Below are 24,713 nucleotides of genomic sequence, written 5' to 3'. Positions count from 1 at the left end.
TGACGGGATGGTTTCAGGATACATGGTTCCGTCATTCCCATCCTCGGTTGTAAAGTTAGATTTCATTTCATGAAATCTCTGTTTTTTCGCGCTGTAAAGCGCTTATACAGAACTTGTCATACTTCCCCGTTAGTTCAATCATGATTAACTTAAAAAGCTAATCACATGTTCAGTATTCCAAATTATTATTAATTTTTTTCAGCTCTTTTGCTGGTACTCCTGCAACGACAGTATTCTCTGGAACATCTTTAGTGACAACTGCTCCTGCCGCAACAACAGAGTTGTCCCCAATCGTCACGCCGGGCAGTATGGTTGCGTTTGACCCGATCCATACGTTTTCCCCAATTATAACTGGAGAGGGATATGTTGTGTTTCTCGTCTCCAAAGGTAACCCATGATTAAGTGTAGCAATCGTGACATTCATACCAACCATTGTACCGTCTCCTATACTAATTCCACCTCTATCTTGGAAGGAACAGCCTGTGTTGAAAAACACATTCTTTCCTATACTAATATTTTTCCCATAGTCTGTATAAAACGGCGGGAAACACATAAAAGACGAATCAACTTTATTGCCTGTTAGTTCACTAAAAATCTCCACTATTTCTTCTCTTGAATGATAGGAAGTATTCAATTCCATTGTGATCTTTTGAGCTTGATAACTACATTGAATTAATAATCCATGCAATTCTTTATCCTCACCCGAAATTGGGCTGCCTTTCTTACAAAAGTCTATAAAATCTTTCATGTCCATTTTTAAAAATCACCTACCTAATTTAATTATACTTCTTGTTTTGTTGGGCGAATAATCAGATCACTAACAGACTCTGGTTAAAAAATATCAAATACATATAAGATGAGGTTACTGAGGTTACTTCAATACCCTTCGTGATTTGCCTAATGATATTTATTCAATTCACGAAGGTTTTTGAACACATTCTACACATTATCAGTATATTACACAACTCTCATATACCAAATCCATTGTTACGCTAAACTGCCCGTTAGCGTAACGGAACTCCGATATTATTGTTATTATCCGATTTAGGATGAAGACTATTTTCTATTACAAAGAAATGATTGAAAATACCTACTACTCGTATTTTATTGTCTGCCTCTCCAAATATTTTTGTTTCTGCTGTCATAAAAATAATCTGATGTGTGAGATGTGATGATTTCAAGTCATTTATAGTGTGAAAGCAATTCGAGCTTTCGGTACTGTCGCATTTAAGACCATGGACCTTATGGAGATAAATATCATAATCTTGAGTACTTGGTTTTGTATAAACCATCACAAACAATAATATGGAAACTATTAGGAAGGCATATCTTTTCTTGATAACGGCACCTCATCTCTTATGGATAATCGTACCATATAATACCACATATAATTGCCCTGTTTTTTAACAAGGCAACACCACGCTCTACTGCCCGTTAGTTGAAAACCTAATCTAATTGTTCGCATCTTTATAAAAGAATCCAATTACTGAAGTTATCAAACCAATAAATAATATTATAAATTCTGCTCCACCTAGACTAGCAACTGGGTCGAGCGCCCAAACTGCTGCAAATAGCATGATACTTATTCCTAATAACATTATTTTCATGGACTTCATCATACCCCTCCAATTCAAATAGATGAACTATCCTGACTCTTCCTCCCTGAGGATTATTCTTTGATAATATCAAAATTTCACGATAGCAAAGCAAATAATTATCAAAGCCTTTTTCATGGGGTTATATCCTCCATATTTGTGACTTCTATTAAATTACGAAATCGGCACATATATTGTTACGCTAACCTGTCCGTTAGTTGAACAAGTACGCTTTCTTTTATTACACAATATCGTCGTACTGCGTAACTATAACAATGCCTTAATCTCGCTCTCCAAATTATCGAAGCAATCCCGCATAGAATGGCTTATATAACAAGGAGTTTCCTGATACTCAGAATATTCAGCGATTACTTCATGAGCCGAATATGTGTATTCCCTTTGTTCAAGGAAGAAGTCAATCTTCAATAAAGGATTAGTTTCTTCTTCAAACTTCCGTTCACTCTCTCGCTTCACCCATTCTGTAATACAACCAGATTGTATTACTTCCTCAGCTTTATAGTCGATCACTTCATAATGAGGTACGACTAAAAACACTTTTCCACACTCACTACACTCGGGATTATCAAAAGCGTATATTCCTGCTTCTTCATCGGTTGGCACGTTTTTAAAATCAAAGTCAGCATTTTCAAATACCACGAAACCTTTACAACCTTTTACGTTGCATTTGTGGGCTTCTATTGACATATCATTAATCCCCTTCTTACTGCATATTTTGTGTCAAATGCGACATAAAACCTCCACTTATCTTGTTGAACTAAACTGCCCGTTAGCCACACATGCAGCGCAAGCGCTGCACCACAGATGATAGAAGTTAATGAGTTCTTCCTTGGGAGCTTAATGATGAGTTTAACACTTTATTTTCAAATCTCATCCTTATCATATATTGCATATTAAAAATATTTCCACCAACTATCTTTTCGTCACCAATCAAAAAAAAGAAAAGCCCCGACATTATCATCGGGACTTTTCTAAGTGTATTAATTGCTGTTAATTATCTTCTTAGTACCTTGAATTAAACCATCGCAAACCGGCTTGCGTCTATTTTAACACCGAACACCAGATACTAACTTTATTGTAAAGGTACTAACTCTTGTGTAAAGACACTAACTATAATGTTTAGGTACCAACTTTAATGTCAACAGACATAATTGTTCAGTGACATTATAGTTGGTGTCTCAAAAACTTAGTAATATCAACGAAAATTAAGTTTTTTGGCAATTTCTTATTTCACATTATAGTTGGTGTCCAAGATAAGATAACCATTTCTACATTTACATTAAAGTTTGTACCTGTAAATCACAATAAAGTTTGTTTTTAATGATGTCATGCAGACTACATCAATTTACGAAATCCTCAAACACTATTTATTTGAATCAATTTCATAAAGCGTCCTCTCAATAATCAGACGCGCCGAATATTACAACATCATTTTTTTGAAAATGGGAGTTATGCAGCTAATTTATTAGCTTTAATACTTTGGTACAAGCGATCAGATGTTAGCTTACAAGCCGTGTAGGTTAGACACGCAAGCTCAAAATCAACCTTAGCCAGCGCTCCACGATGACGGATGTTATTCAACTGAAAGTACTCTTTCAGATACGCATTTACGCGTTCAACTGCTGTTCTCTTCTTGCACAGATCGTAATAACTGTCACTACCACGAGCTGGAACGGTGTATTTCCTTAGGTTATCGTCGATCTTTTTCTTAAAGACCTTCTGGCATTTCCCATCCTTAAACTCTAAAATACACTCTTTTGGCTGCGTGCATTTTAGAGTTTCGTATTTCGAATCAAAGCTGTCGTACCGATAAGAATGACCTTCTTTACAGGTCGGACGAAAGTATTTGTCCACGTCTGCATCCTATTTTTCATTGCGACGGTTGTAATCGATCAGTGCTCTCGCGTTCATCACCTTGGTTTGCTGGTAAATCGGAACTAAATCATAACCAGCATCTACAAGTACATGCTTAACGGGTAGGTTAGGATGCCTTTCGACCAGTCCTTTAAGCAACGGAATAGCCATTTTCCCATCGTTGATGTTTCCTGAAGAAAGCAATGTTGTAAGGATATATTGGGTTTTGCAATCGACCAGAAGATGTGCTTTATAGCCATACCAGAACACGTTTTTACCTTCGGAGTTCTTCTTCACACCCCATGCAGGAACACATGGGATTTCCTTCACCAATGCGTCATATCCGTAAGGTAATTGTACTTCTACCTTCTTCTCGAACAGGGGGCGATTTTCTTCAAGTTCCAGTTGTTCCTTTAACCATTGCTCTCGCTCACCCTTGGATTTGCGGCCACGTTTCTTCTTCGGAAGTTCAGTGGCTAGTTGATCCGTATCATCTTTCTTCTTCTCCGGTCGGCGATTTCTGAAAGACTTGGGATTTATGAAGTTTTTGGCGTGTACGAAGCTTCACTTGGAATCCGATCGGAACCGGTAAAGCCACTCAATGCTTCTTTTCAAACGTTTCCTTAGATCTTTTATCGTTGGAATGCGTTCCACGATTCGAATGAACAGCGAATGTAACATCGCTGTGTAATTCAACTGACTCGGTGCCCCTAGAAACGCCTTTTTGGAAACAACACGTAAGAAAAGATTAACATCTAAGGTCTCAAAAAGATACCCGTAGGTATCCTTGGGTGACATTTCTAATAAATCCCCCAAGGAAAACAGACTTTCCTGTTGAATACTATACATGTGGAGTTCTTCCTTTCTTCTCTCTGGTGCGTGGTAGTGGTACCTAAACACTTCGAGATTTAGGGAGGTACTCCTTTTTATAATGTTTATAAGCCTAAGCGCAGTAAGGCTTTAGAATTATGAAATTGATTCAGCTTCTAACGATTTTAAAGGTACAACAATTGTAGGGAAACCCGTTGAAACCTCTTGGATAGGAAGCCTTTCATCTATGAATACCTTATCTATATTTAAAACTTCAGCAATCTTATTCGCATCTAATATTTTATCAAATATTGGTATATTTTGTTTCATCCATAGAATTTCTTCTTGATTATCGAACGAAACTGAAATTTTCCCGGCTTTATAATTTAAAATAAGTTGATCCAAGGTTTCCTCTAATATTTCGTTTCGAATAATATAGGCAGTTCCTAAAGTCGGATGCCCCGCAAAAGAATATCATAACCATTGTCTTTCTTTGCATCAGATAATATAAAGGTAGTCTCAGAAAAATTAATTTCTTTGGCGATTTGTTGCATCTCACGATCAGAAAGGCTTCCAGCATTTTTAAAAACAGCAAGTTAATTTCCTGTATATTTTCCTTGCGAAAAAACATCAACAATAGAATAGTTAATTGTACCCATAATAGACTCCTCATTTATTTAGACCCGAAAGATAGAACCGCGATATGAAAAAGGCGGATCATTGCACGGTCGTTTCCAGTAGTAAGATTAAATTCTTAGAAAGTATTATTGCGTACTCGAGAAATACTCCCGTTCAACTTTGCAAATTTTCACGTTATAGTTTTGGCACCATTCTTGCATGCCTTTTTCCTGGGCAACTTTGTGGGCTTGATTGTTCTTCCAGTTACTTATAACCTCCAGGTTATCCCATTAGGAAATCGTAATGCCAGAACCCGAAGAATCCCTTACACTTTCGATTCCTAAGAAACCAGGTTGCTGGGAAGGTCGCCATAACCGGATTAAAGAGTATCAATGCAGACACGATTTCACAAGAAATCACGGACGTTGTAAGAATGGGATTTTAGTCGAATAGAATTGTAAGCAGAATTAAGCTCAATGTTCTAGCACTAATCTTGGACTAAATAGTCCAGTATATTCGAGTATTTTTCTAAATTTTGAATCTATGTAACCAAAGATTCTATCGTTACTGTTAACGCAAGGGGCACATCGAAATCACAACAATGATATGAAACGACCTAATAAATCTCGTTCTTCTTCTATAAGAACATCCAGCCTTGAACTGATTTTACTCAAAATCGTCCTATCATTCTTTATATCATACTTCATGATCAGCGTTCTTAGCACAAAGAAATCTTTCTCCAGAGAAACAAAACGCTGCCGCAAATCATCCTGCACAGTTAAAATTCCTGTTTCTTTAAAGTAATTAATTCTAGAAACCATGTGTTTTTTATGCTCCCAAAAAGTATGTAGCGGACGTATATCGGAATCCCCTGTTTCAAGAAACTCTTTTTTATATAATTGATAGGTATCCATTCCAAAAACAGCATCTATTGGTCTATAATGCACAAAAGAGTTCGTTGAGTTAACGTAATCTAGTAAATACTTTTTTAGTAAAGGAAGATTTACTTCAAGGTCAGAATTCGTATATTCAATATCCGTAGTGGGGTCAAAAAAGCCAACACCAGCCCAAGGTGAATGTACAAATCCTTTCTCAAGGCTCTCAAAGTTAATTTCCATTTCCGTAAATTTGTTGGCTTGATTAAAACCAACTATTTTAAATTGTTGTAAGTCCTTATCATATCCATAAATTAAATTTTGATGAGGGTATGTTTTCTTTAAATAGTTTACTTTTGAAGGGATGTAATATTCATCTACTACAATTTCACAATAAACCCCCTGATCGATACAATCTATTATAAACTGAATCAAATTAAGCTTCGTCCTGAAAAGAAAGTCTCTCGTTAGCCAATTTTGATTAATACAAGGAAATCGAGCGTACTTCCCATCGTAAGAGAGAAAATCGAATTTTAGATCTATTTCTTTATCTCTGCTATATATCTGTGCATAATTATTATAAAACCATGTTTTCTTTTTCTCGTCTGTTAAAACAATACATAGTTGATGAGCTTGATGGAGATAACAAGTTATTGGTGAAATCGTTATAGGTAAATATTTTGAATTCAATTAAACTCCTCCATTCATAATGCGAGTAAATTTCCTATCTCATAGGACCTAATTGGTTATCTTATTTGTTTTTTTTCTTTTCTGATATTAGATACATCCCCTATATTTACAAAATACTCCGCACTTCTTATCATTGGTGAGCAGTCGGTTAAATCTCCGCTCAAACCAATTTCAAATATAAAATCCTTATGTTGCACATAAGGCTTAACTAGACTCCAATCGATGGAACCCTGTCCGAGAGGAAGTGCATCATGAGATTGCCCTAAACTATCTACTAAATGATAGTAATGTGCATAGTTTTGAGTAATATCTAATACTCGTTCCAATCCCTTATTCCTGCCCTGTAAAGCAATAAAAGTATGGCTAACATCCACATTCAGTGGTAAGTTGAGGGGCACAATAATTTCTTCCATAAGGTAAGGATTTGCGTAAGAAAACAATCCTTCAGTTGTGTCTTCCCATAAAAATAGACCCTCAGCAAATTGTTGGACTTCCTCAACCCTGTGTTTCATTCGAATCGACGCTTGACGGCCATGTAGATCCGAGCTTATCGTATCAATGTAATGAGCATGTACTATACAGCGAACTCTTTCTTGCCTGCAAATCTCTGCAAGTACTTCCGAAGAGTAACAATAGAATGCTTTCATCTCTACATCATCCGACATGATATCCAGATATGTTCCTTGGAATCTAGGTGGGTGATGTAAGTAGACTCTTATACCCAAATTATGTAGTCGACGAATTTGCTCAATTATTAGATTTGGATGCCCAATGTCTTCTTCTGTCAGATAAAATTCAATAATTTCAGGATTATATTGAAGTCGGTCTGTGATACTAATCTCATTTAAATTTGTTTTTAAGCGAATATAGTTCATTGTTTAACACCTCAACTTCACGTTCATAAATTTATGTTAATGCTAGAACATTATTTGGCATACATTTTTTTCTATAAGCGTACATATTGTTTCTACTGCCTCAAGCTCTAAATCACCATAGTAAGGTAATGACAGAACTCTCTTTACAACCCTGCTAGCATAGGGAAGATTTTCCGACCTAGTTGAATCAAGATGTTTATACCAATGAAAGTCACTACATAATGGATAAAAATATTTTCTTGTAAAGACATTGTATCTTTTCAACTCTTCATGAATCCAATCTCTAGATCTTCCATATTTACTTTCATCTATTTCAATAACAAAATATTGATAACTACTAGAATCCTGTTCTAATGGAGTCAACACCCTTATTCCTGGTATGTTTTTTAACAATTTTTCATATAACTTTTTAATCTTATCTCTTTTTAATCTTTCTTGATCTACTAATTTTAACACTTCTAAACCTATACCAGCTTGAATTTCATTCATCTTCGCGTTTAAGCCGGACAATACAACTTCTTCAGGTCCATCCAACCCGAAATTTTTTAGAAGATCTAACTTTTTAATCAATTTTTCGTCCCTATAAGTAAGACCTCCTCCCTCTACCGTATTAAAAAGTTTGGTAGCGTGAAAGCTAAACATTACCATGTCACCAAAGTTACCTATTGGTTCCCCATCTATTTTTGATCCAAAAGCATGTGCCGCATCATAAATAACTTTCAAATTATGCTTTTCTGCTATCTTTTGAATTGCTTCTACATCACACGGGTTCCCGAATACATGAACAGCAAGAATAGCACTGGTATTCTTTGTAATCAATTTCTCAATCTTTGTAGCATCAATATTTAATGTATTGGGATCGATATCACAAAATACTGGAGTCAATCCATTCCAATCAAGAGCTTGAACCGTTGCAGGAAAAGTGAATGGCGTTGTAATTACCTCTCCCTTGAGATCCAAAGACTTCAAACCCAATAACAATGCAGAAGTTCCATTATTGAATAATGATAAATGGTTAACATTTAGATATTTTTTTATATTTTGCTCTAACAAAATATGTTGCGGCCCACCATTTGTCAGTATTTTCTCATTGTATATTTCTTCAATTTTCCGAGAAATACTATTTATATTGGGCATCAATGGCCTTGTTACGTATATAGGATCTTTGAATGTCATCAACAACGAAATTCCCCCTAGCACTTCATGCTACACGATGCTAAAAATATCAATTAATCACGCGAGCTCTCGCACTGCTTTGAACAATAATCATCAACAATACTGGTGCCTAGAGCTCACGATATAAAAAAAACCGTTTATTTAGTTAGCTTTAGGCAACATATTAAACCTATATTTCTCCGCTTGAGAATTAAACATTTCTGCGTACTTACCATTATGATCCATTAATTCCTCGTGTGTGCCCTGCTCAACAATTTGACCCTGTTCCAGCATAATTATTCGATCTGCCATTCGCGTCGTTGATAAACGATGGGAAATAAAAATAACAATCTTGTCTTTTAATTGTTCCATCATGACTTTGTTCAATTCATATTCCGAATTTGGATCTAGCGCACTAGTCGCTTCGTCGAGAACTACGATTGGATAATTGTTAGCGAAAATTCTAGCTATCGCTACTTTCTGAGCTTCCCCTCCTGAAAGGTTAACGCCGGAATCATCATATTCCCTTGTAAGATTCGAGAAGATTCCTTTCTCCATCTTTCTTAGCTTATTATCGAAACCGCTGTCATGAAGTGCATTCAGTATTCGATCATTGTCACTATCGTCAACCACGTCCATCGCTACATTTTCAGATAATTTAGCTGCATACATTTGATAATCTTGAAACACACAGCCAATGCTATTACGGTAACTTTCTAAATCGAGTTCTTTTATGTCTATGCCATTTAACTTGAGTACTCCATCTTTTACATCATACAAGCGCAATAGTAACTTGATTAAAGTTGATTTTCCCGCACCGTTATAACCAACTAAAGCTATTTTCTCTCCTTTATTTATTTTAAGAGATAAGTTATTCAAAATTGGCTTATGCTGACCTTCATAGGAGAACGAAATATTACTCAATTCAATCTCATTGATCTCTCTTGGAGTTTTTATTGCGTTTAATTTACTCCGTATTTCAGGTTTATAGTCCATAAACACTCTAAACTTTTCGGCATATAAGCTATGCTCTGGGAATTTGGACAGGCGATCTACTATCGCATTAAGATTGTATGTTACTTTCCATATACCATTCATTGATGCGGCAAAATCACCCATCGAAATTGTTTTTTGCACAAACATCTTGAATGCAAGAATAATGGTTATAACCACTTCACTCAGGACAGATAAGAGACTTTTCAAAGAAGAAATCATAAAAATCCCCATACTGTACTTTTTGTAAGTATTTTTAGTGTCCTCAATTGTTTTCGAATAGTCATTCTCCAATAGTTTCGAAACATTACTTAACCTAATTTCAGAAGCATATTCTTTTAAATAAAAGATTCGGTTTATATAAGAGGTCTTTTTTTCTAGCGGCTTAAGATCGATAGCTCTTTTCACCTCTATTTTTGCAAAAAGATATTGCAAGAAGATAGACAGAGCAACAGCTGCCACCAGTATTAAAATAATATTTGCATCTATAGTGAGAAGCACTCCAATAACTGTTAACAAAGATGCTATCTCATTAAGCATTCCGCAAAAATCATCTAACGTATCACTGCCCCTTTTATCTGCCCCTTGTATTGCCCAAATAAAATCAGAGTAGAAATTAGGATTGTCGTAACAAGAAAGATCCATTCCCACAATTTTCTGAAGCAATTCTGCATGCATTTTCCCGTGAAGAACCTCGCGTGACTTGTGACTGAAATAATGCCAGAACCAGGAATATAACCACGATATAATGATTTGGTAAACTACATAAATGCTAATCAGTATCGTAATCTCAGAAAAAGAAACTCCTTCTTCTACCTTATTAAATAACACTTTCAGGAATAATACATTTGCAAGGGCTAGAGAAAATCCTCTGAAGACATTATATATAATGGACCATATGAGGTAAGCGGGTGAATATTTATAAACAAGCCTAAGCATATAAAATGTATTCTGGGTCACTCTCTTTATGTTCACACTATCACCTCAAGATATTTTTCTGCTTGCTTTCTAAACAAATCTGCATACTCACCATCATCCGCCATTAGCTTTTGATGATTTCCTTGCTCGCTGATTTCCCCATCTTTTAAGAAATAAATTCGATCGGCCATTACTGCTGATGACATCCGATGTGATACAAAAATAACTGTCTTGTCTTTGCAAATTTCCAACATATTAGAGAACATCTGATATTCGGCAATAGGATCTAGTGCACTCGATGGTTCATCCAGAATAACAATGCCACTTGGTTGGGCAAATACTCTCGCTAAAGCAATTTTTTGAGCTTCCCCTCCAGAGAGTTCTATTCCTCTTTCATCAAATTCACGAGTAAGTATTGTGTTAACACCGTTATCTAAATTTTTAACTTTTTCGTATATCCCACTTGCCTTAAGTGAGTCTTCAATGATTTGATGCTGTTCCTTAGTCTCTACTTCAGACAGCATTACATTTCGCGCAATACTCATTGAGAACAACTTATAATCTTGGAATACTGTTTTGATATTGCCTCTATACGAATCCAAGTTATAGTTTTTAATATCATGATCATTAAGGTAGATGGTTCCCTTAGAGGTGTCATAGAGACGCATAATTAATTTAACAAGAGTGGATTTTCCTGCACCATTATTACCCACAAGTGCAATCTTCTCACCTTGCTTAACCTCAATATTTATACGTTTCAGAACATAGTCTTTCATTCCTTCGTACTTGAAAGATACATCATCCAGTTTTAACCGGTTATGCGAGGACTTAACTAATTTTCCATTTTCATTTTTATCGATTTTAGGCTCATAGCTCAAAAAGATTCTAAAATTCTCGATGTAGAGTGAATTTCCCTCGAAATCAGTATATATACCTACTAACTCTCTAAAGGACCAGGCAACATCGCCTACCGAATCTATGATGACAAAGAAATCTCCCAGCAAAACGGTTTTGCTAACAAGTGCTTTATAGGAGACATAGAAAATTACTAGTGAATCAGTTAATACTTCATTTGCAAGGAAAAATAAATATTGAAGTAATGAAAGTTTCATTCCATACTTTTTCGTTACAAAAACTATGTTTTCATATGCGTCATAAAACCGTCTGAATAGCACTCTATGAATATTAGTCAGTCTTATTTCTTTTGCATAATCTTTGAGATAAAAGGTACGCCGTGTATAATCTTTTTGTCGCTCAATTTCTAACTTGATCATATTGTATGCATGGTACCATTTATTATTGTATTTCCCGATTATCAAGCCTGCTATGACTGGAATAAAGATAAAACAAAATACAATCGGATCAATCGTAAAAATAATGTAAGAAGTTAAACTAATATACGTTACAATACCAACGAATTCACTTATTGACTGTACAACAGCTTGTGCACGTACGCTTGCTTCGGATAATGCTTTAACGTAGCTATCATAGAACTCTGTGTTTTCATAACAGGATATATCTACTTCAGTCGCCTTTTTAAGAAGTAGTTTCTGTATGTACCATTGAATATTTTGATCGGATATTGGCGTATAGACTTGTATATAATAATTTTCAAACATAGAGAATAAAATCTTAAGTCCACCCAATGTACCGATTACAAGCGCAACCTCAGAGTAATCAATACCGGTCGTAAATCCATTCAAAATATAACGCAGTAATAATACAAAGAAAAGAAACGTCATTACACGATTAACGACACTGAAAACTAAACTCAAAAAAATTCTAGAAGGACTAGCCTTCCAAATTAGTTTCAATACAAAAATATTATTATCAAATATTTTATATAAACCTTTGCTCTTCATAGTTAGCTGTACCCCCCCCTTAGTGGCTGATTGCATCTTCCAAGTTTGAATTAATTAGCAAATCAAGCACTTCCTTTTCGCGACAGGTGATTACTTCTAATTTTTCAATCGCGCTAAATATTCCATTTTTCTTTTGGCTTTGCGATGCTTTAAAGAGGAATCGAAACATAAGTACCCAGTCTCGATTATTTTCTTCAAGCAGTCTAAATACGGGATTATCTTTTGATATTAACGATTCATACATCTTTAAGTATTGAATTGTCATATTGCATCTTCTATCGATGTGCCATCCCCAAGTCCCACTGCATAGACTCGTGGCAATGCTGCCTATTCGCTCATCACTAACCTGTAGAATCTGCTCTAATAGTAGTTTAAATGTAAATGAATGTATGCGTTCATCTGATAGAAGGCTATTTTCAGGATGCTTATACAATTTATGCAATCGTTTGATGGAATGCATAAATTCTTCCCACGTCTTGCCTTTACTTATTTGTACTTGTTCCTGCTTAAATAACAGTGTTGTGTATGAACGTACTTCAGCCTCATGAATTCCTTTTAAAAATTCAGGATAGGACATAACCCCCTTATACTTAGGGATGGCTGAAACACAATGAATTTGCCCTTTCTTATCATCGTATCCAATTACCATTACCGCATGATCTCCATGGCGTTTTTGATAAATATGAGGATAATGATAATGTGCGTAGTATTGATCAAAGTTCACAATTACAGGAAACCCATCATTCAAATATTCCTTAATTTCATTCAACATTTTTTTTTTAGATGGATAATGAATCTTCATTTCGATATTGTAAAGTGCATGTAGCTGTTCAGGATTAACGGGTTCAATATCTGTAATCTGTATCTCTTCATAGCTTCTCTCTACCATCAACAATACGTTCATGTTGAACTGCCACGGCCATACTGATCCTAAGTAATTAACTGGATATTTTTTATACAAAATGAGCGACATTATTAAATTTTGATAACAATCCAGCTCTACATCTAAAAATGGCTCAATATTAGCAAAGTCGTTTATGATCACATTATTCCCTCTTTTTCACCATGGTCATCAGCTCAAAAATTCATTGTTATTTCTCGACTTGATTTTTCATAATTAGATTCATAAAATCTTGAACAGTTTGCAAATTATCGGCCGTCAAATTGTCGTCCTCAACCTCAAAAGAGAACTGCTCTTCTATTTCAACAATAATTTTTACAAAGGAGATAGAATCCACCCCTATATGTTTCAAATTTGTAGTTCCACTAATCTCATCCAGTGATAAATCCAATCCAGATTGCTCCTTAATAATATGTTTCACTTGTTCTAAGATATCGTTCATAACTAGAACCAACTTCCTCTCTGGTTTTTATTTATTGTTCTCTCTGATCGATATGTCTGCCAAATTAAAAGAAATCGTTTTCTTTGCAAGTTTTTGGAACATTGCAGCTTGCTTTTCAATTTTGATATCATAATTTTTAAAATCAAGTTCTGGTACCAGGTAAGCTACAATTAAATAATCAGTAGGAATTTCATAAGGATTAACTTCATTTAAAAGTGCTAATCTTTCTTGCTCATTTTCATATTTATTCATTTTAAGTGGTCTACTCATACATTTTGTTTCGTTGTAATCTTGGTGATTAAACAGCTGCACTCTGAAGCCATTGATATACATTATTTTTATATTTTTTCTCAGAGCAAAATTAAACACTTCATCTATATCGTTAATAATCGGTTCGCCATTGTCGTTCAAGGAAGTGTTGCAAATTAATGGAATTCCTGTATCCATTTTAAATGCAGCAATAATATTATATAAAGTCTCATTATCCTCTTTTCTAAGGCTTTGGATTCTAGCTGAACTATCCAAATGTGCAATTGAGGGTACCAGTTCTTGCTTATCTTCTCTAATTTTAAAAGTACTAAGCATATAGGGCGATTCATAATTTGATACAAACCATTCATTTAATTCCTCTTCTAATATTATTGGTGCTACTGGTCTCCACCATTCTCTAATCTTTACATGATTTAAAATATCTTTACTCTTTGTACATCTAGGATCTGCTAAAAGACTTCTATTTCCTAAAGCCCTTGGACCTATCTCTGAGCGATCATTAAACCAAACAATTGGTGACTCCTTTATATCTTCTATAACTCGATCTATTGATAACTCCGAAATATTTTCAATAAATCCACTATACTTGGTGCCATATTCATCAATATCAAAGTTTTTCTTATCCCCATAATATGCATTTTTGAAGAGGAAATTGAAAGATGCTAGATGACTGTAAAATGCATATAAACCGATTCCAAGTGATAACCCACTATCATTAATTGCTGGAGAAGCCATAAACCCTTTGAATTTATACTTATCCATTAATGCACTATTAGTAGGACAATTTAGACCAAATCCTCCTCCAATAGCTAGATATGCTTGTGAGGGATCTAGATGATATTTTTCTATCATTTGATTTACATTGCACTCCATAATTTTCAACGATATTGACTGCAGTACTTTAACAAACATACTGATTTTATTTTCTCTTTCGTTAAAGTTCTCATCGAAATAATTAAACAATTTCCCTGCATCTTTTTCTTCTAATGATTCAATAAATGTGATAATGCTGTCCAATTTTTCATATGCATTCTTTAGATCGTAAAACTCTTGAACAAGTATCAGTTCATCCATACTGACTAGTAATTCACTCTTACTCGCACTTCCTAACGCCATTAACGAACCTTCCCGCATATTGTACTTATGGCGAGAGTGATCCCATAATATACCAGGAGAATAAATTGGGAACATCTTTACCTTGCCGTTTATAGAAATGCAACCAGCATAATACTTCTTTTTATATGCATTTCCGTCGACTACATTATCAGGCCCACCATCTACAGCCATAGTTATAATATTGGAGTTGTAGAATTTTTGACTGTCTATTAACATAGATGAAAACAAATGCGCTATACTATGATATGCAATTTCATTATGAATTGGAGTTTTATAATACTCTTCTGCTAACTCAGGTGTTCCCCATATATCGTTCATATCATCAATGGTTAATTTGTAATCTGCTAAGAGATTATTAATACAACTTATTGCATCGGCTTTATTGTAAAATGATTTATGATGCCCCTTAAGCCCGCTTAATCGCTCCAGCTCCCAGTAATGAACAAGCTCTACGTTATCTCCTTCTTTTCGCCAAAGTGCTATATTTTGATCATGTCTAACAGATAAATTAAGCAAATGAGCAACATTACCAATATGAATATATGCTGATAGATAATATCCGTTTTTCATATTTTCACTCCCTAATCTATATATAATTCGCGTATTCACGGTTCATCTTAAATAACTTAATGAGTAATCTCTTTTTTTGGAGATCCAGCAAACTTATATATTCATCAAACTGGCTTCCCTCGAAATTTTGCTCACACAAAAGCCACGCACGCTCAGGATCCCAATTATGTTCTGCCAAGTCTAGTAACTCATTGAACCAAAGTGTGATCATATTTCCCATTTGCTGTAGAATTTCATTTGTAGCTGATTCGTTACTTACAACTACCTCTAAAGTATTTGCCTCATTATGGAATTTTCTTTTGAGGTAGGAAAGCATATTAAGGTAATCAATGTTGAAAGAGTACAGCTTCAGATTGTAATCGTTTTGGGCATTAAATTTGCTAAAATAATTTTTAATTAATGAACCTAGCTTACCTATCCGTTCATCCATAAATTTGTATTCATATTCATAAAATTGCTGCGATTCTATAAGCAATCCATCGCTTTTAATCTGCTCAAATAGTTTTGTTGATTGGTTAGGAGCTAATAGATTCGTAAGGTGAAAAGCGCCCGCCAAAAAGTTTGCAGATAAAAAGTTTGCGTTTTCTCTTAAGCTTTCAAACGTAGAGTACGGATTGAAATTAACAAACGTTATCGATACATGTATTTCCAATTCATTCATAAATTCTAATGTATTTTTAAAGTCATCAATTGATTTGCTTTTACCATATAATTTTCTATCTGCTTCATTACCTGTTTCCAAGTCTATAAACACACCACATAATCCAGCCTGAACCAAATTTCTTACAAATTCTTTACTTACTTTTTGAGAAAAATCAAAAGTCACATACATATAAAAATATATTTCTAGATTTCTTTTATTAATCTCATCCATAAAACTTGTTAATACATTTACATATTCATCACTATTAAAACCATGGTCTAAAACATCAAATCGGTTAATGTTATAATTAGTCACAATGTACTCAATTTCATCAACAATGTTTTTTACACTTCTTAAACGGATCCTCTGATTGTTCAAATCACTTCCATATCCACGGGTAAAAAATATTTTTGCCGCTTTAATATTATATTGAACTAATGGTTCTCTATTAGGAAAAGGAAGATCATCTAGTTTTCCAGTGTCAGTCGATTCTGGATTTGTAATTAATCTATTATTGCTATCACGATAAACAATTCCATTAACTCTACTTACATCTTCTTTCTTAGCTAAAGTATTGATGAGATTAGAGAAACTCCTCTCCCCTTCACCCATAATCACAAAATCGAGGCATTGATTTGCTGTCATAATCTCCACATTAAAGCAAGATGAGAAATATCCTCCCCAGCAAATATATGTATCTTTTAAAAGCTTTTTCACATGTTCAGAAATAAGTTTCGCATATTCATAAGTCACATTGTACACATTTATGCCAATGACATCTGGATAAAAATCTAGTATCCAATTATAATCAATGTATTTGATACTAAAAATTTTAAGACTTACATCGTGACCTTCTTTTTGTAGCGTTGAAGCAATGTAGGCTAAGCCTATTTCTTCATCTACATACTGATCATCACTGCAGATGGCTAATAACAAAATTTTCATTTATCGAACCACCTACCTATACTCATGTGTCCTATTACATTTCTTTATCCAAGAAATAGTCGATTCAATTGCAATATTTATCGTCGATTGTGAAAAGCAATGTCCTGCACCTTTCACAACAACATGACTGTCACAACTTCTATTTTGCACTCTATCTGCTATATATTTGTAGCAATTAATATCGTCATTCTCACCGGTTACTAACAAAGTAGGAAGAGTGCAGTTATCATAAAGATCTTCTCGATTTAAATGCTTTTCATATTGTAGAAACTCTACTGGTAACCATAATGGGCTAATCGGGAAGACTATATTTTTACTACTGTTGCGTAACAATTTAATTTTAGAAGTTGCAGGAATATCGTTAATAACAGGACTCCATAGAACTAGATTCTTAATCCCTAATTCTTTCTCAGCAACTAGCCAAGAAATATTAGCTCCGAAACTCCACGAGAGCATTGTAATTTGTGATGTATTAATCGTTCCTAATTGTTCTAATAAGCGAATTACATTTTGTAAATCATCCACATAATCTTCATATGACGTTTTATCAAAGTCCCCTTCACTTACGCCTGAACCGATATGGTCGTATCTGAAACTGTAATATCCATTCTCCGCTAACTTCTTTGCTAGCATATGCCACGCTTTGAATTCGCTAACACTGTCACAACAAAGACCATGCTCGAATATAACCACGGGTAAATTTTCACCTGAATAATCCCTAGGTCCATATAGTACCCCTGCCATTTGGTTTCCTCTAACTTCAAGGGCAAAAGTTTGCATAAATATGGTTTCTAGTTTGGTTACTTGATATTTCGACAACCGTTCAACATTATAAGTCGGTTTACTTTGATTTTCTGCTAAACGTTGATCCGTATGGCGACATACACAATCGATGGTATAATCGAATAGTTCTGATGATTGCAACCAATAGTTTTCATTTGTTAGATGCCCACAATCGATTATCGTTACCTTTTTTTGTTCTTTAGAAATATCTAAACTTTCAAACCATCTTCCATTTCCCCAATGGAATATCGTTATACTTCCCTTAAACTCACTCAAAATTTCGTTATAATTCAACCCGCTTAAACCACAAATTGTTTTATAACTTACAACCTCACTTTCACCACCAAAAAATGGACCTACCGTAGTATCCCAAAATCTCAATTCATAGTCTGGATTCTCTATGTTTATAATTTCAAAAGTAGGCTGACTTCCATTTTCAACTAACCTAGCGTATTGGGTTTCCAAATAACCCAATGGGATTGTTTCTCTGTGCATTTCATTCGTTTGATCCTCAAGCTTCGTGCACATCATTTTTATTGAACTTATATCTGGATTTAATAAAAATAATTGTTTACTTCCTTTTCTATTAGCTAATATTGGGGCTACGAAGTTTCCAGCAGATACACCTATTATTAAATCAACGGTGATTTCAAGCATATTTGCCATAAAATCATGCACGATTTCACTAGCTTCTATACATTCATCAAGCCCCTGCAAGACAAGCTCTCCATCACTATTACCTGTCCCTGGATAATTAAATGTCATCACATTAAATCCTAGACAGCTTAATTCTTTTGCAAGCGTACTAGTATAGTAACGAATACCTGCCATGGAACGATTGGCTAAGGAGGGACATATAAAGATATTCCCTTTATTGCCTTCTCCCTTCCCAAACCATATCGTGGAGAATATTGTTGATTGTTTAAAAGGTATGTAATACTGTCTTACCATCTACAATCCCTCTACTTTCAGATAGATTCCTTGTTGCTAAATCTTCGCCGGTCAAGTTCTAACCAATCCTTAGCATGTTAGGGATCATTTCAGTTTATGATTTAAATAACTGCATAGGTTTTCAATAGAATCAATATTCTCAGTGATTAATGCATCCTCATCGATTTCAATATTATAATGCTCCTCGATGTGTACAAATAATGTCATGATGCCAAGCGAATCAATACCTAATTCTGAAAAACTCTTCGTTGCATCAATAGTTATGTCCTGGTTGTAATCTAGTTCTTCTCGAATTGTTTTTGCAATCCAATCATATCTATCCATTTTATTACCTCCTGTAATTTGATTTTCTAGAGATATCTAATTAATAATGGTTTCTGCAAATTATAATTTAAAAAAAACTTCGTCAAGGCAGCTTTCATTGGTATAAGTATTATTGCTAAACTCTGCTTCAAAACGCCGCAATGAAATTTCACCCATTAAAAATAATTTTAGTAGACTTACCTTTTTATCTGGATGAACTTCTGAAAGCAGTTCCGTGCTGGCTTCATATTGCTGTATAAAATAATCTTTACTTCTTGGATGCGGAAGGTGATAGTTGATAGTATCACTACCATTTACAAACATAATATTATTTCCCTGTAATCTAATAGCTAATTCAAAATGCTCAAATCCCCAAGATTTAAATTTCTCATCGAACGTACCTGCCCTAACAATATGCTCTTTCTTTATACTTGAGTTTCCTGCAAGGAAACTGATCCAAGCAATCGGCGAGCTTGATAATTGTTGATCATTGTATAATGTCATTATTTTTTTGTAATACTGCGGCAGTCTCGAATATTTCCTCATCTCATTCTGTTCAAAGTTTTCCAGACGAGCCAATCCGCCAAAATAGTCATAGCTAGCTCCGATAACAGCAACCTCATAATCAAATTTACTGTTTAACTTAATATGATTGGCAACAAAATCGTTGTCAGGAACCCTATCCGCATCACAAAATATCAGAATTTCACTTGAGCTTTCACGTATACCGGCATTTCTTGCACTTGCTCTCCCCATATTCTTTTGGTTAATCAACTTAATATCAAATTTCGGATCGAAGCGTGAGGATATATAATTTTCATCCAAACCATCAATCGAACCGTCATTAACAATCACAACCTCAAAATCACTTGTTGAGCAAGTTTGATAATTAAAAAATTCTAGCGTATAGCCCAATGACTCTTTCTGATTGTATACAGGAATAATGACAGATGCCTTATAACTTTTATTTCCCTTCATATAGCTATTTCTCCTTTAGAAAGCGGTTTCTAGCCATGACTCGTGATATTTTCCCGGTGTTCGTTTTTTCTATACTGCTCCATTCAACAAACACCTGTGGAATTTCAACTTGCCTCAAATATTGCTGACAATGTCTATTGAGCTCTTCACTACTCAATTTTAATTTACTTTTACGTTTTGTTGTATACACACACACAATTTTTTGTACATAATTTTCATCTGGGATTCCAAATACAACACAATCATCTATGTCTGAAAAGTCAGTAATGATCCCCTCAATACAACTAGGGTCGATATTAATACCTCCCCTATTAATTAGGTCGTCTTTTCTTCCTCTTACAAACAACTGACCGTTCACATCCAGATAGCCCTCATCATTAGTCTTCAGCCAACCATTTACGATTCTATCTTCTGTCAATTGTTGATTGCCTAGATAACCTTTCATAAGACTAGGGGTATGAACGTTAATTTCCCCTATCTCATTTGGTTCACATTCAACGCCAACATTATTAATAATTTTAATTTCTACTCCGTCTAACGGTTTCCCAACCGATCCGTTCTCGCTATATTCATCAGGTCGTTGAGCTGACACTCTAAATCCAGCTTCAGTTAGTCCATACACATTATAAATACCGGCTGCCTTAAATATTTTGTTCGCTTCTACCAATAATTCCTTTTTCGCTACTGCTCCACTAACATAAACCGCTCTCACGCTGCTTAGATCATAGTTCCTAACACAACTTGCCTTCATAAGTAGATTTAATATAGTAGGATTTATCCCCAGTATAGTAACACCGTTCCGTTCAATTAACTTTAGAGTAGCAGAAGGAGAAATTCTGGGATTCATAATTACTGTCTTTGAACCGGCATATAGAGCTACAAATAGTTCACCTATCAACGAAGATACGTACACCATTGTTCTGGTTATATAAAATATATCTTGTTGATTTGGGTGCATATATGACGCTATTGCTTTAATGTTGCAAATAATCCCCTTATGCGTTAGTACAACACCTTTTGCTCCTCCCGTTGTACCCGAACTAAACAATATGACTGCATCATCATTTTTAATTATTTTTGTGTCAGCCTGCTTAAGTATAGTTAAGAAGAATGATTTATGACAAATTGCTGTATCTTGTTCCTGTTTAGACAGGATTGAACTTGACTTACGATTTGTAATTACTAGACTTGCTTCTGCTCTATCCAAGTAATCAACAATTGTTTTATACGGTATACTAGGATCGATTAACACAGCCGTCGCATTTGATGATATGACTGCGAAGAAAGCTATAACGAAATCAACACTGCTTTCGATTACGATTCCTACTCTTGCTCCTGGCTGAATTTTAGTGCATATCATTTTTTGGAATTCAATAATCTCTTGTAACAATTGATAACGACCATATTCTTCTCCATTATCTACGATAGAGAACTGCTCTTGTTGGGAATGAAATATTAATTCATCGATTCTCATTTTTATATTCCTTTTCAGTAAATAATCTTCTCTTCTAAATAGCCCTCCTGTACATTACAAAGAATTTTTTCACTTCTTTAGCGATATATTCTACTTCAATATCAGATAGATTTTGATGAACAGGTATCGATAGAATACGTTCTCCTTGCATTTCGGTTTTTGGTAACGAAATATGTCCATATGAATCTATGAAAGCTTTTTGTTGATGAATTTGAATTGGATAATGCACTTTACAATCTACGCCTTGGTCACTCATATATTCGATTAAGCGGTTACGATTTTCCGTTTGAATCACATAGGCGTGGTACACAGAGTGAACACCTTGCGTATCAACAGGTATGATAACTGGAAGATATTTGAATTGATTATTATAGTAAGCAGCGATTTCTCTTCTCCTCTTATTCCAATCGTCCAAATATTTGAACTTAATATTCAATAATGTAGCTTGGATAGTGTCGAGTCGCGAATTCATTCCCCACAGGACGCATTCATCACGTGTCTTAAGACCATGATTTCGTAGCAGTCTAATACAATTGCTCATTTCTTCGTTATCTGTCACAATAATTCCAGCATCTCCGCACGCACCAAGATTTTTCAAAGGATGCATACTAAAACATCCAATATGTCCAAGAGTACCTACTTGCTTTCCTTCAAAAGTGGCCCCTATTGCTTGTGCGGCATCCTCAATGACAATAAGTCCATACGCATTGGCTATTTTCATAATTCCATCCATTTTACAAGGTCTTCCAGCCAAATGAACCACTATAATAGCTTTTGTTTTTGGAGATATTGATTCGGCAATAAGATCTGGATCTATGTTCCGATCATCTCCCACATCAACAAGTACAGGCGTCGCACCAACTAATACTATGGCAGATACGGTTGCGACAAATGAATTGGAAACCGTGATAACTTCGTCACCTTCTCCAATTTGGGATGATTTTAACGCTAAGACTAGTGCGTCTAAGCCAGAATTTACGCCTATGGTATTTGTAATCCCCATATATTCACATACATTGTTCTCAAACTTTGTAACTTCATTTCCTAAAATGTAATCCCCTTTGAAAAATACAGTATTCAATGATTCATGGATTTCTTCCAGCAGATTACCTTCAACACATAAATCTACATAAGGAATTTTCATTTAATGTTCTCCTCAGCTAGTTTGAACTTCCTTCATTTTTTTAATGTTCTGATATTTACTACTATTTGGATCAGATATGTTTCGGCAAACAAAATTATCAACTAATTTCTTAATAGATTGATGGATTCCAAACTTAGGTTTCCAGTCTAGTGAAGATGTGATCTTATTAGAATTTAAATGATAAGACCTCTTATCATTAGAATCTTGAATATCAATTTCTACTGATTTGCTTACTATTTCAGCAACCATAGATGCAATATCCAGCACTGTAAAATTGGACTCAGATACGTTAAAAGCTTGTCCTCCGATATGATCTGCCGGAGCCTCGATAAGTTCCAAATAAATGTCTACCATGTCCTCAATCGACAATAATGGACGTTTTTGGGTCCCACCTAAAATAGTAATTTTATTATTTGTAATTGCTTGATTTGTGAAAATATTTGCCACTAAATCAAGACGAAGCCGCTTTGAATAGCCTACCAAAGTCGCAGGTCGTAAACTAACAGTCGTAAACTCACTACAGTTCTCCGCAAGAACTCCTTCTTCAGCTTTACACTTCGTTTCTGCATAGCATGTAATAGGCATCATTGGAGTCAACTCTGTCACATCTGAATTTTCGTTAATTCCGTAAACGCTTGCAGACGAAGCATTAATAAACCTTTTGACTCCTTGTTCTTTAGCTATTTTCAATACATTTAGAGTCCCATTGTAATTGACGTCCCAGGTTAGCTTTGGATCTAAATCTGCACTAGGGTCATTAGAGATAGCTGCAAGATGAATGACAATATCAATGCTTTCCATCGCCTGAATAACCTTCGCCTCATCTCGGATATCTCCCTGAACAATCTCAATTTTGTCTTTGTATTCAGCCTTGTAAGGGAATTTCTCGTAAAGGAACCAGTCTAAAACCCTAACTTTGTATCCTTTCTCAATTAAAGCATCTACTAATTGAGCTCCTACAAAGCCTGCTCCACCAGTTACTAATATCATGTCTTTCCCTCCTAATATAGTTTTCCAAATTCCAATTTAATTATTTAGTTTTGGAACTAGCTATGGAAATATTCATACTCCTAGGTGAAATTAGTTTTTCGATATTAAAACCTTCAAAAGAATGATTCACCTTCATATTGTGTTTTGAGAAGATTAATTCAATGTCTTGAACAGAATATGTTCTGAATCGTGCGACTTCGATATCAAAATCACATTTAGACCCATTTTTAAAGATTTTTGATTCCTGTATAGCATATTGACTAATAGGGTCATACTGATACTCATCTAAACATATAGTCTGAGTGTCTGGATTGTAATCCCAGTCTCTAGTTGGAAATCTCCTTCTAGCGTAATCACCATTAATTAGATGAATAAAACTATTGCCATTCTCAATTAAGCACTTCGAAATAAGGCTCAACCTCATAATCAGTGCTTGACACTTTCAGAGCGTAATTCTGAACATTTATTCGTTAGATGAGCCCTGTTTTATCCGTAATAATCTTGTCAACACTAAGCTCTGAATTAATCAAGCACTGGTTTCGGTTTTGAGCCCGAAATAATATTGAAAATTTTCTCATTCTCCTCATCTGTTTCCAGAATCCAATTCCACCTTCATATAGATTTAAAACTAAATCAAGTTCATTGACGTAGCTTATTTCCCGAACATCAGCTTCAAACAAATCAATGTTATTGATATTTTGTGATTTCGCTATTTCTTTAGCATAGTAAACAAGTTCGGGATTAATATCAAAGCCATTTATAGCATGGCCTCTCTTTGCAAATTCGATAGAATGCCTACCGTAACCGCATCCCATACTCTAGTATATTGAGTGGTTTCTTTATTTGAAATAATTCATGAACCACGTTCACTTCATGAACCTTTCTTGAGTCCATTGCATATCCTTCATATGTAATTTATAGGCTGTCTTATACCAATCTG

At 34.9% G+C, this 24,713-nt stretch carries 20 protein-coding genes and 2 pseudogenes; all 22 read right to left on the bottom strand.

What is annotated here, in order from left to right; genetic code table 11:
• Positions 1–169: 169 nt before the first annotated feature.
• Positions 170–754, bottom strand: a complete 585-nt coding sequence (locus AC1D7X_RS24665; RefSeq protein WP_495476334.1) for a sugar O-acetyltransferase — start codon at positions 752–754, stop codon at positions 170–172.
• 1,108 nt (positions 755–1,862) lie between these two features.
• Entirely contained in the window at positions 1,863–2,300 is a 438-nt protein-coding gene (locus AC1D7X_RS24660) for a hypothetical protein (RefSeq protein ID WP_495476333.1), read from the bottom strand.
• Between the two features lie 762 nt (positions 2,301–3,062).
• Positions 3,063–4,316: pseudogene (locus AC1D7X_RS24655) on the bottom strand (transposase).
• Between the two features lie 117 nt (positions 4,317–4,433).
• Positions 4,434–4,697: a hypothetical protein gene (locus AC1D7X_RS24650; RefSeq protein WP_495476336.1), complete on the bottom strand. Its 264-nt coding sequence runs from the start codon at positions 4,695–4,697 to the stop codon at positions 4,434–4,436.
• A 26-nt stretch (positions 4,698–4,723) separates the two neighbouring features.
• Positions 4,724–4,831 (bottom strand): hypothetical protein, encoded by a 108-nt coding sequence (locus tag AC1D7X_RS24645; protein WP_495476332.1) that lies wholly within the window; start codon positions 4,829–4,831, stop codon positions 4,724–4,726.
• 210 nt (positions 4,832–5,041) lie between these two features.
• Positions 5,042–5,257, bottom strand: a pseudogene (locus AC1D7X_RS24640) (antibiotic biosynthesis monooxygenase family protein); the annotation flags it as partial.
• Positions 5,258–5,488: 231 nt separating this feature from the next.
• Positions 5,489–6,460 carry a hypothetical protein gene (locus AC1D7X_RS24635; protein WP_495476331.1) on the bottom strand — a complete coding sequence of 324 codons (972 nt, stop codon included), beginning with the start codon at positions 6,458–6,460 and terminating at the stop codon, positions 5,489–5,491.
• A gap of 56 nt (positions 6,461–6,516) precedes the next feature.
• The gene (locus tag AC1D7X_RS24630) at positions 6,517–7,335 is read right to left on the bottom strand and encodes a TIM barrel protein (protein WP_495476330.1); all 819 of its coding nucleotides are present in this window, start codon (positions 7,333–7,335) and stop codon (positions 6,517–6,519) included.
• A 42-nt stretch (positions 7,336–7,377) separates the two neighbouring features.
• A complete protein-coding gene (locus tag AC1D7X_RS24625; protein ID WP_495476335.1) occupies positions 7,378–8,511 on the bottom strand; it encodes a DegT/DnrJ/EryC1/StrS family aminotransferase in 1,134 nt (377 codons plus the stop codon).
• Positions 8,512–8,652: 141 nt separating this feature from the next.
• Positions 8,653–10,458 (bottom strand): ABC transporter ATP-binding protein, encoded by a 1,806-nt coding sequence (locus AC1D7X_RS24620; RefSeq protein ID WP_495476329.1) that lies wholly within the window; start codon positions 10,456–10,458, stop codon positions 8,653–8,655.
• On the bottom strand, positions 10,455–12,263 hold the full coding sequence (locus AC1D7X_RS24615; protein ID WP_495476328.1) for an ABC transporter ATP-binding protein: 1,809 nt from the start codon (positions 12,261–12,263) through the stop codon (positions 10,455–10,457). Before AC1D7X_RS24615 ends, AC1D7X_RS24620 begins: the two co-directional genes overlap by 4 nt.
• Before the next feature lie 19 nt (positions 12,264–12,282).
• The gene (locus AC1D7X_RS24610; protein WP_495476327.1) at positions 12,283–13,308 is read right to left on the bottom strand and encodes a BtrH N-terminal domain-containing protein; all 1,026 of its coding nucleotides are present in this window, start codon (positions 13,306–13,308) and stop codon (positions 12,283–12,285) included.
• A gap of 46 nt (positions 13,309–13,354) precedes the next feature.
• Positions 13,355–13,606, bottom strand: a complete 252-nt coding sequence (locus tag AC1D7X_RS24605) for a phosphopantetheine-binding protein (RefSeq protein WP_495476326.1) — start codon at positions 13,604–13,606, stop codon at positions 13,355–13,357.
• A 27-nt stretch (positions 13,607–13,633) separates the two neighbouring features.
• Positions 13,634–15,562, bottom strand: a complete 1,929-nt coding sequence (locus AC1D7X_RS24600; RefSeq protein WP_495476325.1) for a carbamoyltransferase C-terminal domain-containing protein — start codon at positions 15,560–15,562, stop codon at positions 13,634–13,636.
• A gap of 16 nt (positions 15,563–15,578) precedes the next feature.
• Positions 15,579–17,150: a B12-binding domain-containing radical SAM protein gene (locus AC1D7X_RS24595; RefSeq protein ID WP_495476324.1), complete on the bottom strand. Its 1,572-nt coding sequence runs from the start codon at positions 17,148–17,150 to the stop codon at positions 15,579–15,581.
• 12 nt (positions 17,151–17,162) lie between these two features.
• Positions 17,163–18,884 carry an alpha/beta hydrolase family protein gene (locus tag AC1D7X_RS24590; RefSeq protein WP_495476323.1) on the bottom strand — a complete coding sequence of 574 codons (1,722 nt, stop codon included), beginning with the start codon at positions 18,882–18,884 and terminating at the stop codon, positions 17,163–17,165.
• Positions 18,885–18,968: 84 nt separating this feature from the next.
• Positions 18,969–19,208, bottom strand: a complete 240-nt coding sequence (locus tag AC1D7X_RS24585; protein WP_495476322.1) for an acyl carrier protein — start codon at positions 19,206–19,208, stop codon at positions 18,969–18,971.
• A gap of 60 nt (positions 19,209–19,268) precedes the next feature.
• Positions 19,269–20,165: a glycosyltransferase gene (locus AC1D7X_RS24580; protein WP_495476321.1), complete on the bottom strand. Its 897-nt coding sequence runs from the start codon at positions 20,163–20,165 to the stop codon at positions 19,269–19,271.
• A gap of 4 nt (positions 20,166–20,169) precedes the next feature.
• On the bottom strand, positions 20,170–21,639 hold the full coding sequence (locus AC1D7X_RS24575) for a class I adenylate-forming enzyme family protein (RefSeq protein ID WP_495476320.1): 1,470 nt from the start codon (positions 21,637–21,639) through the stop codon (positions 20,170–20,172).
• Positions 21,640–21,673: 34 nt separating this feature from the next.
• Positions 21,674–22,783 carry a DegT/DnrJ/EryC1/StrS family aminotransferase gene (locus AC1D7X_RS24570; RefSeq protein WP_495476319.1) on the bottom strand — a complete coding sequence of 370 codons (1,110 nt, stop codon included), beginning with the start codon at positions 22,781–22,783 and terminating at the stop codon, positions 21,674–21,676.
• A 12-nt stretch (positions 22,784–22,795) separates the two neighbouring features.
• Positions 22,796–23,773 (bottom strand): NAD-dependent epimerase/dehydratase family protein, encoded by a 978-nt coding sequence (locus AC1D7X_RS24565; protein ID WP_495476318.1) that lies wholly within the window; start codon positions 23,771–23,773, stop codon positions 22,796–22,798.
• Positions 23,774–24,243: 470 nt separating this feature from the next.
• Positions 24,244–24,588: a class I SAM-dependent methyltransferase gene (locus AC1D7X_RS24560; protein WP_495476317.1), complete on the bottom strand. Its 345-nt coding sequence runs from the start codon at positions 24,586–24,588 to the stop codon at positions 24,244–24,246.
• Positions 24,589–24,713 lie beyond the last annotated feature (125 nt).

It is taken from the genome of Paenibacillus sp. Y568 (genome assembly GCF_059445545.1).
The sequence above is the reverse complement of the archived record's forward strand: the minus strand, read 5'-3'. Positions and strand labels throughout refer to the sequence as shown.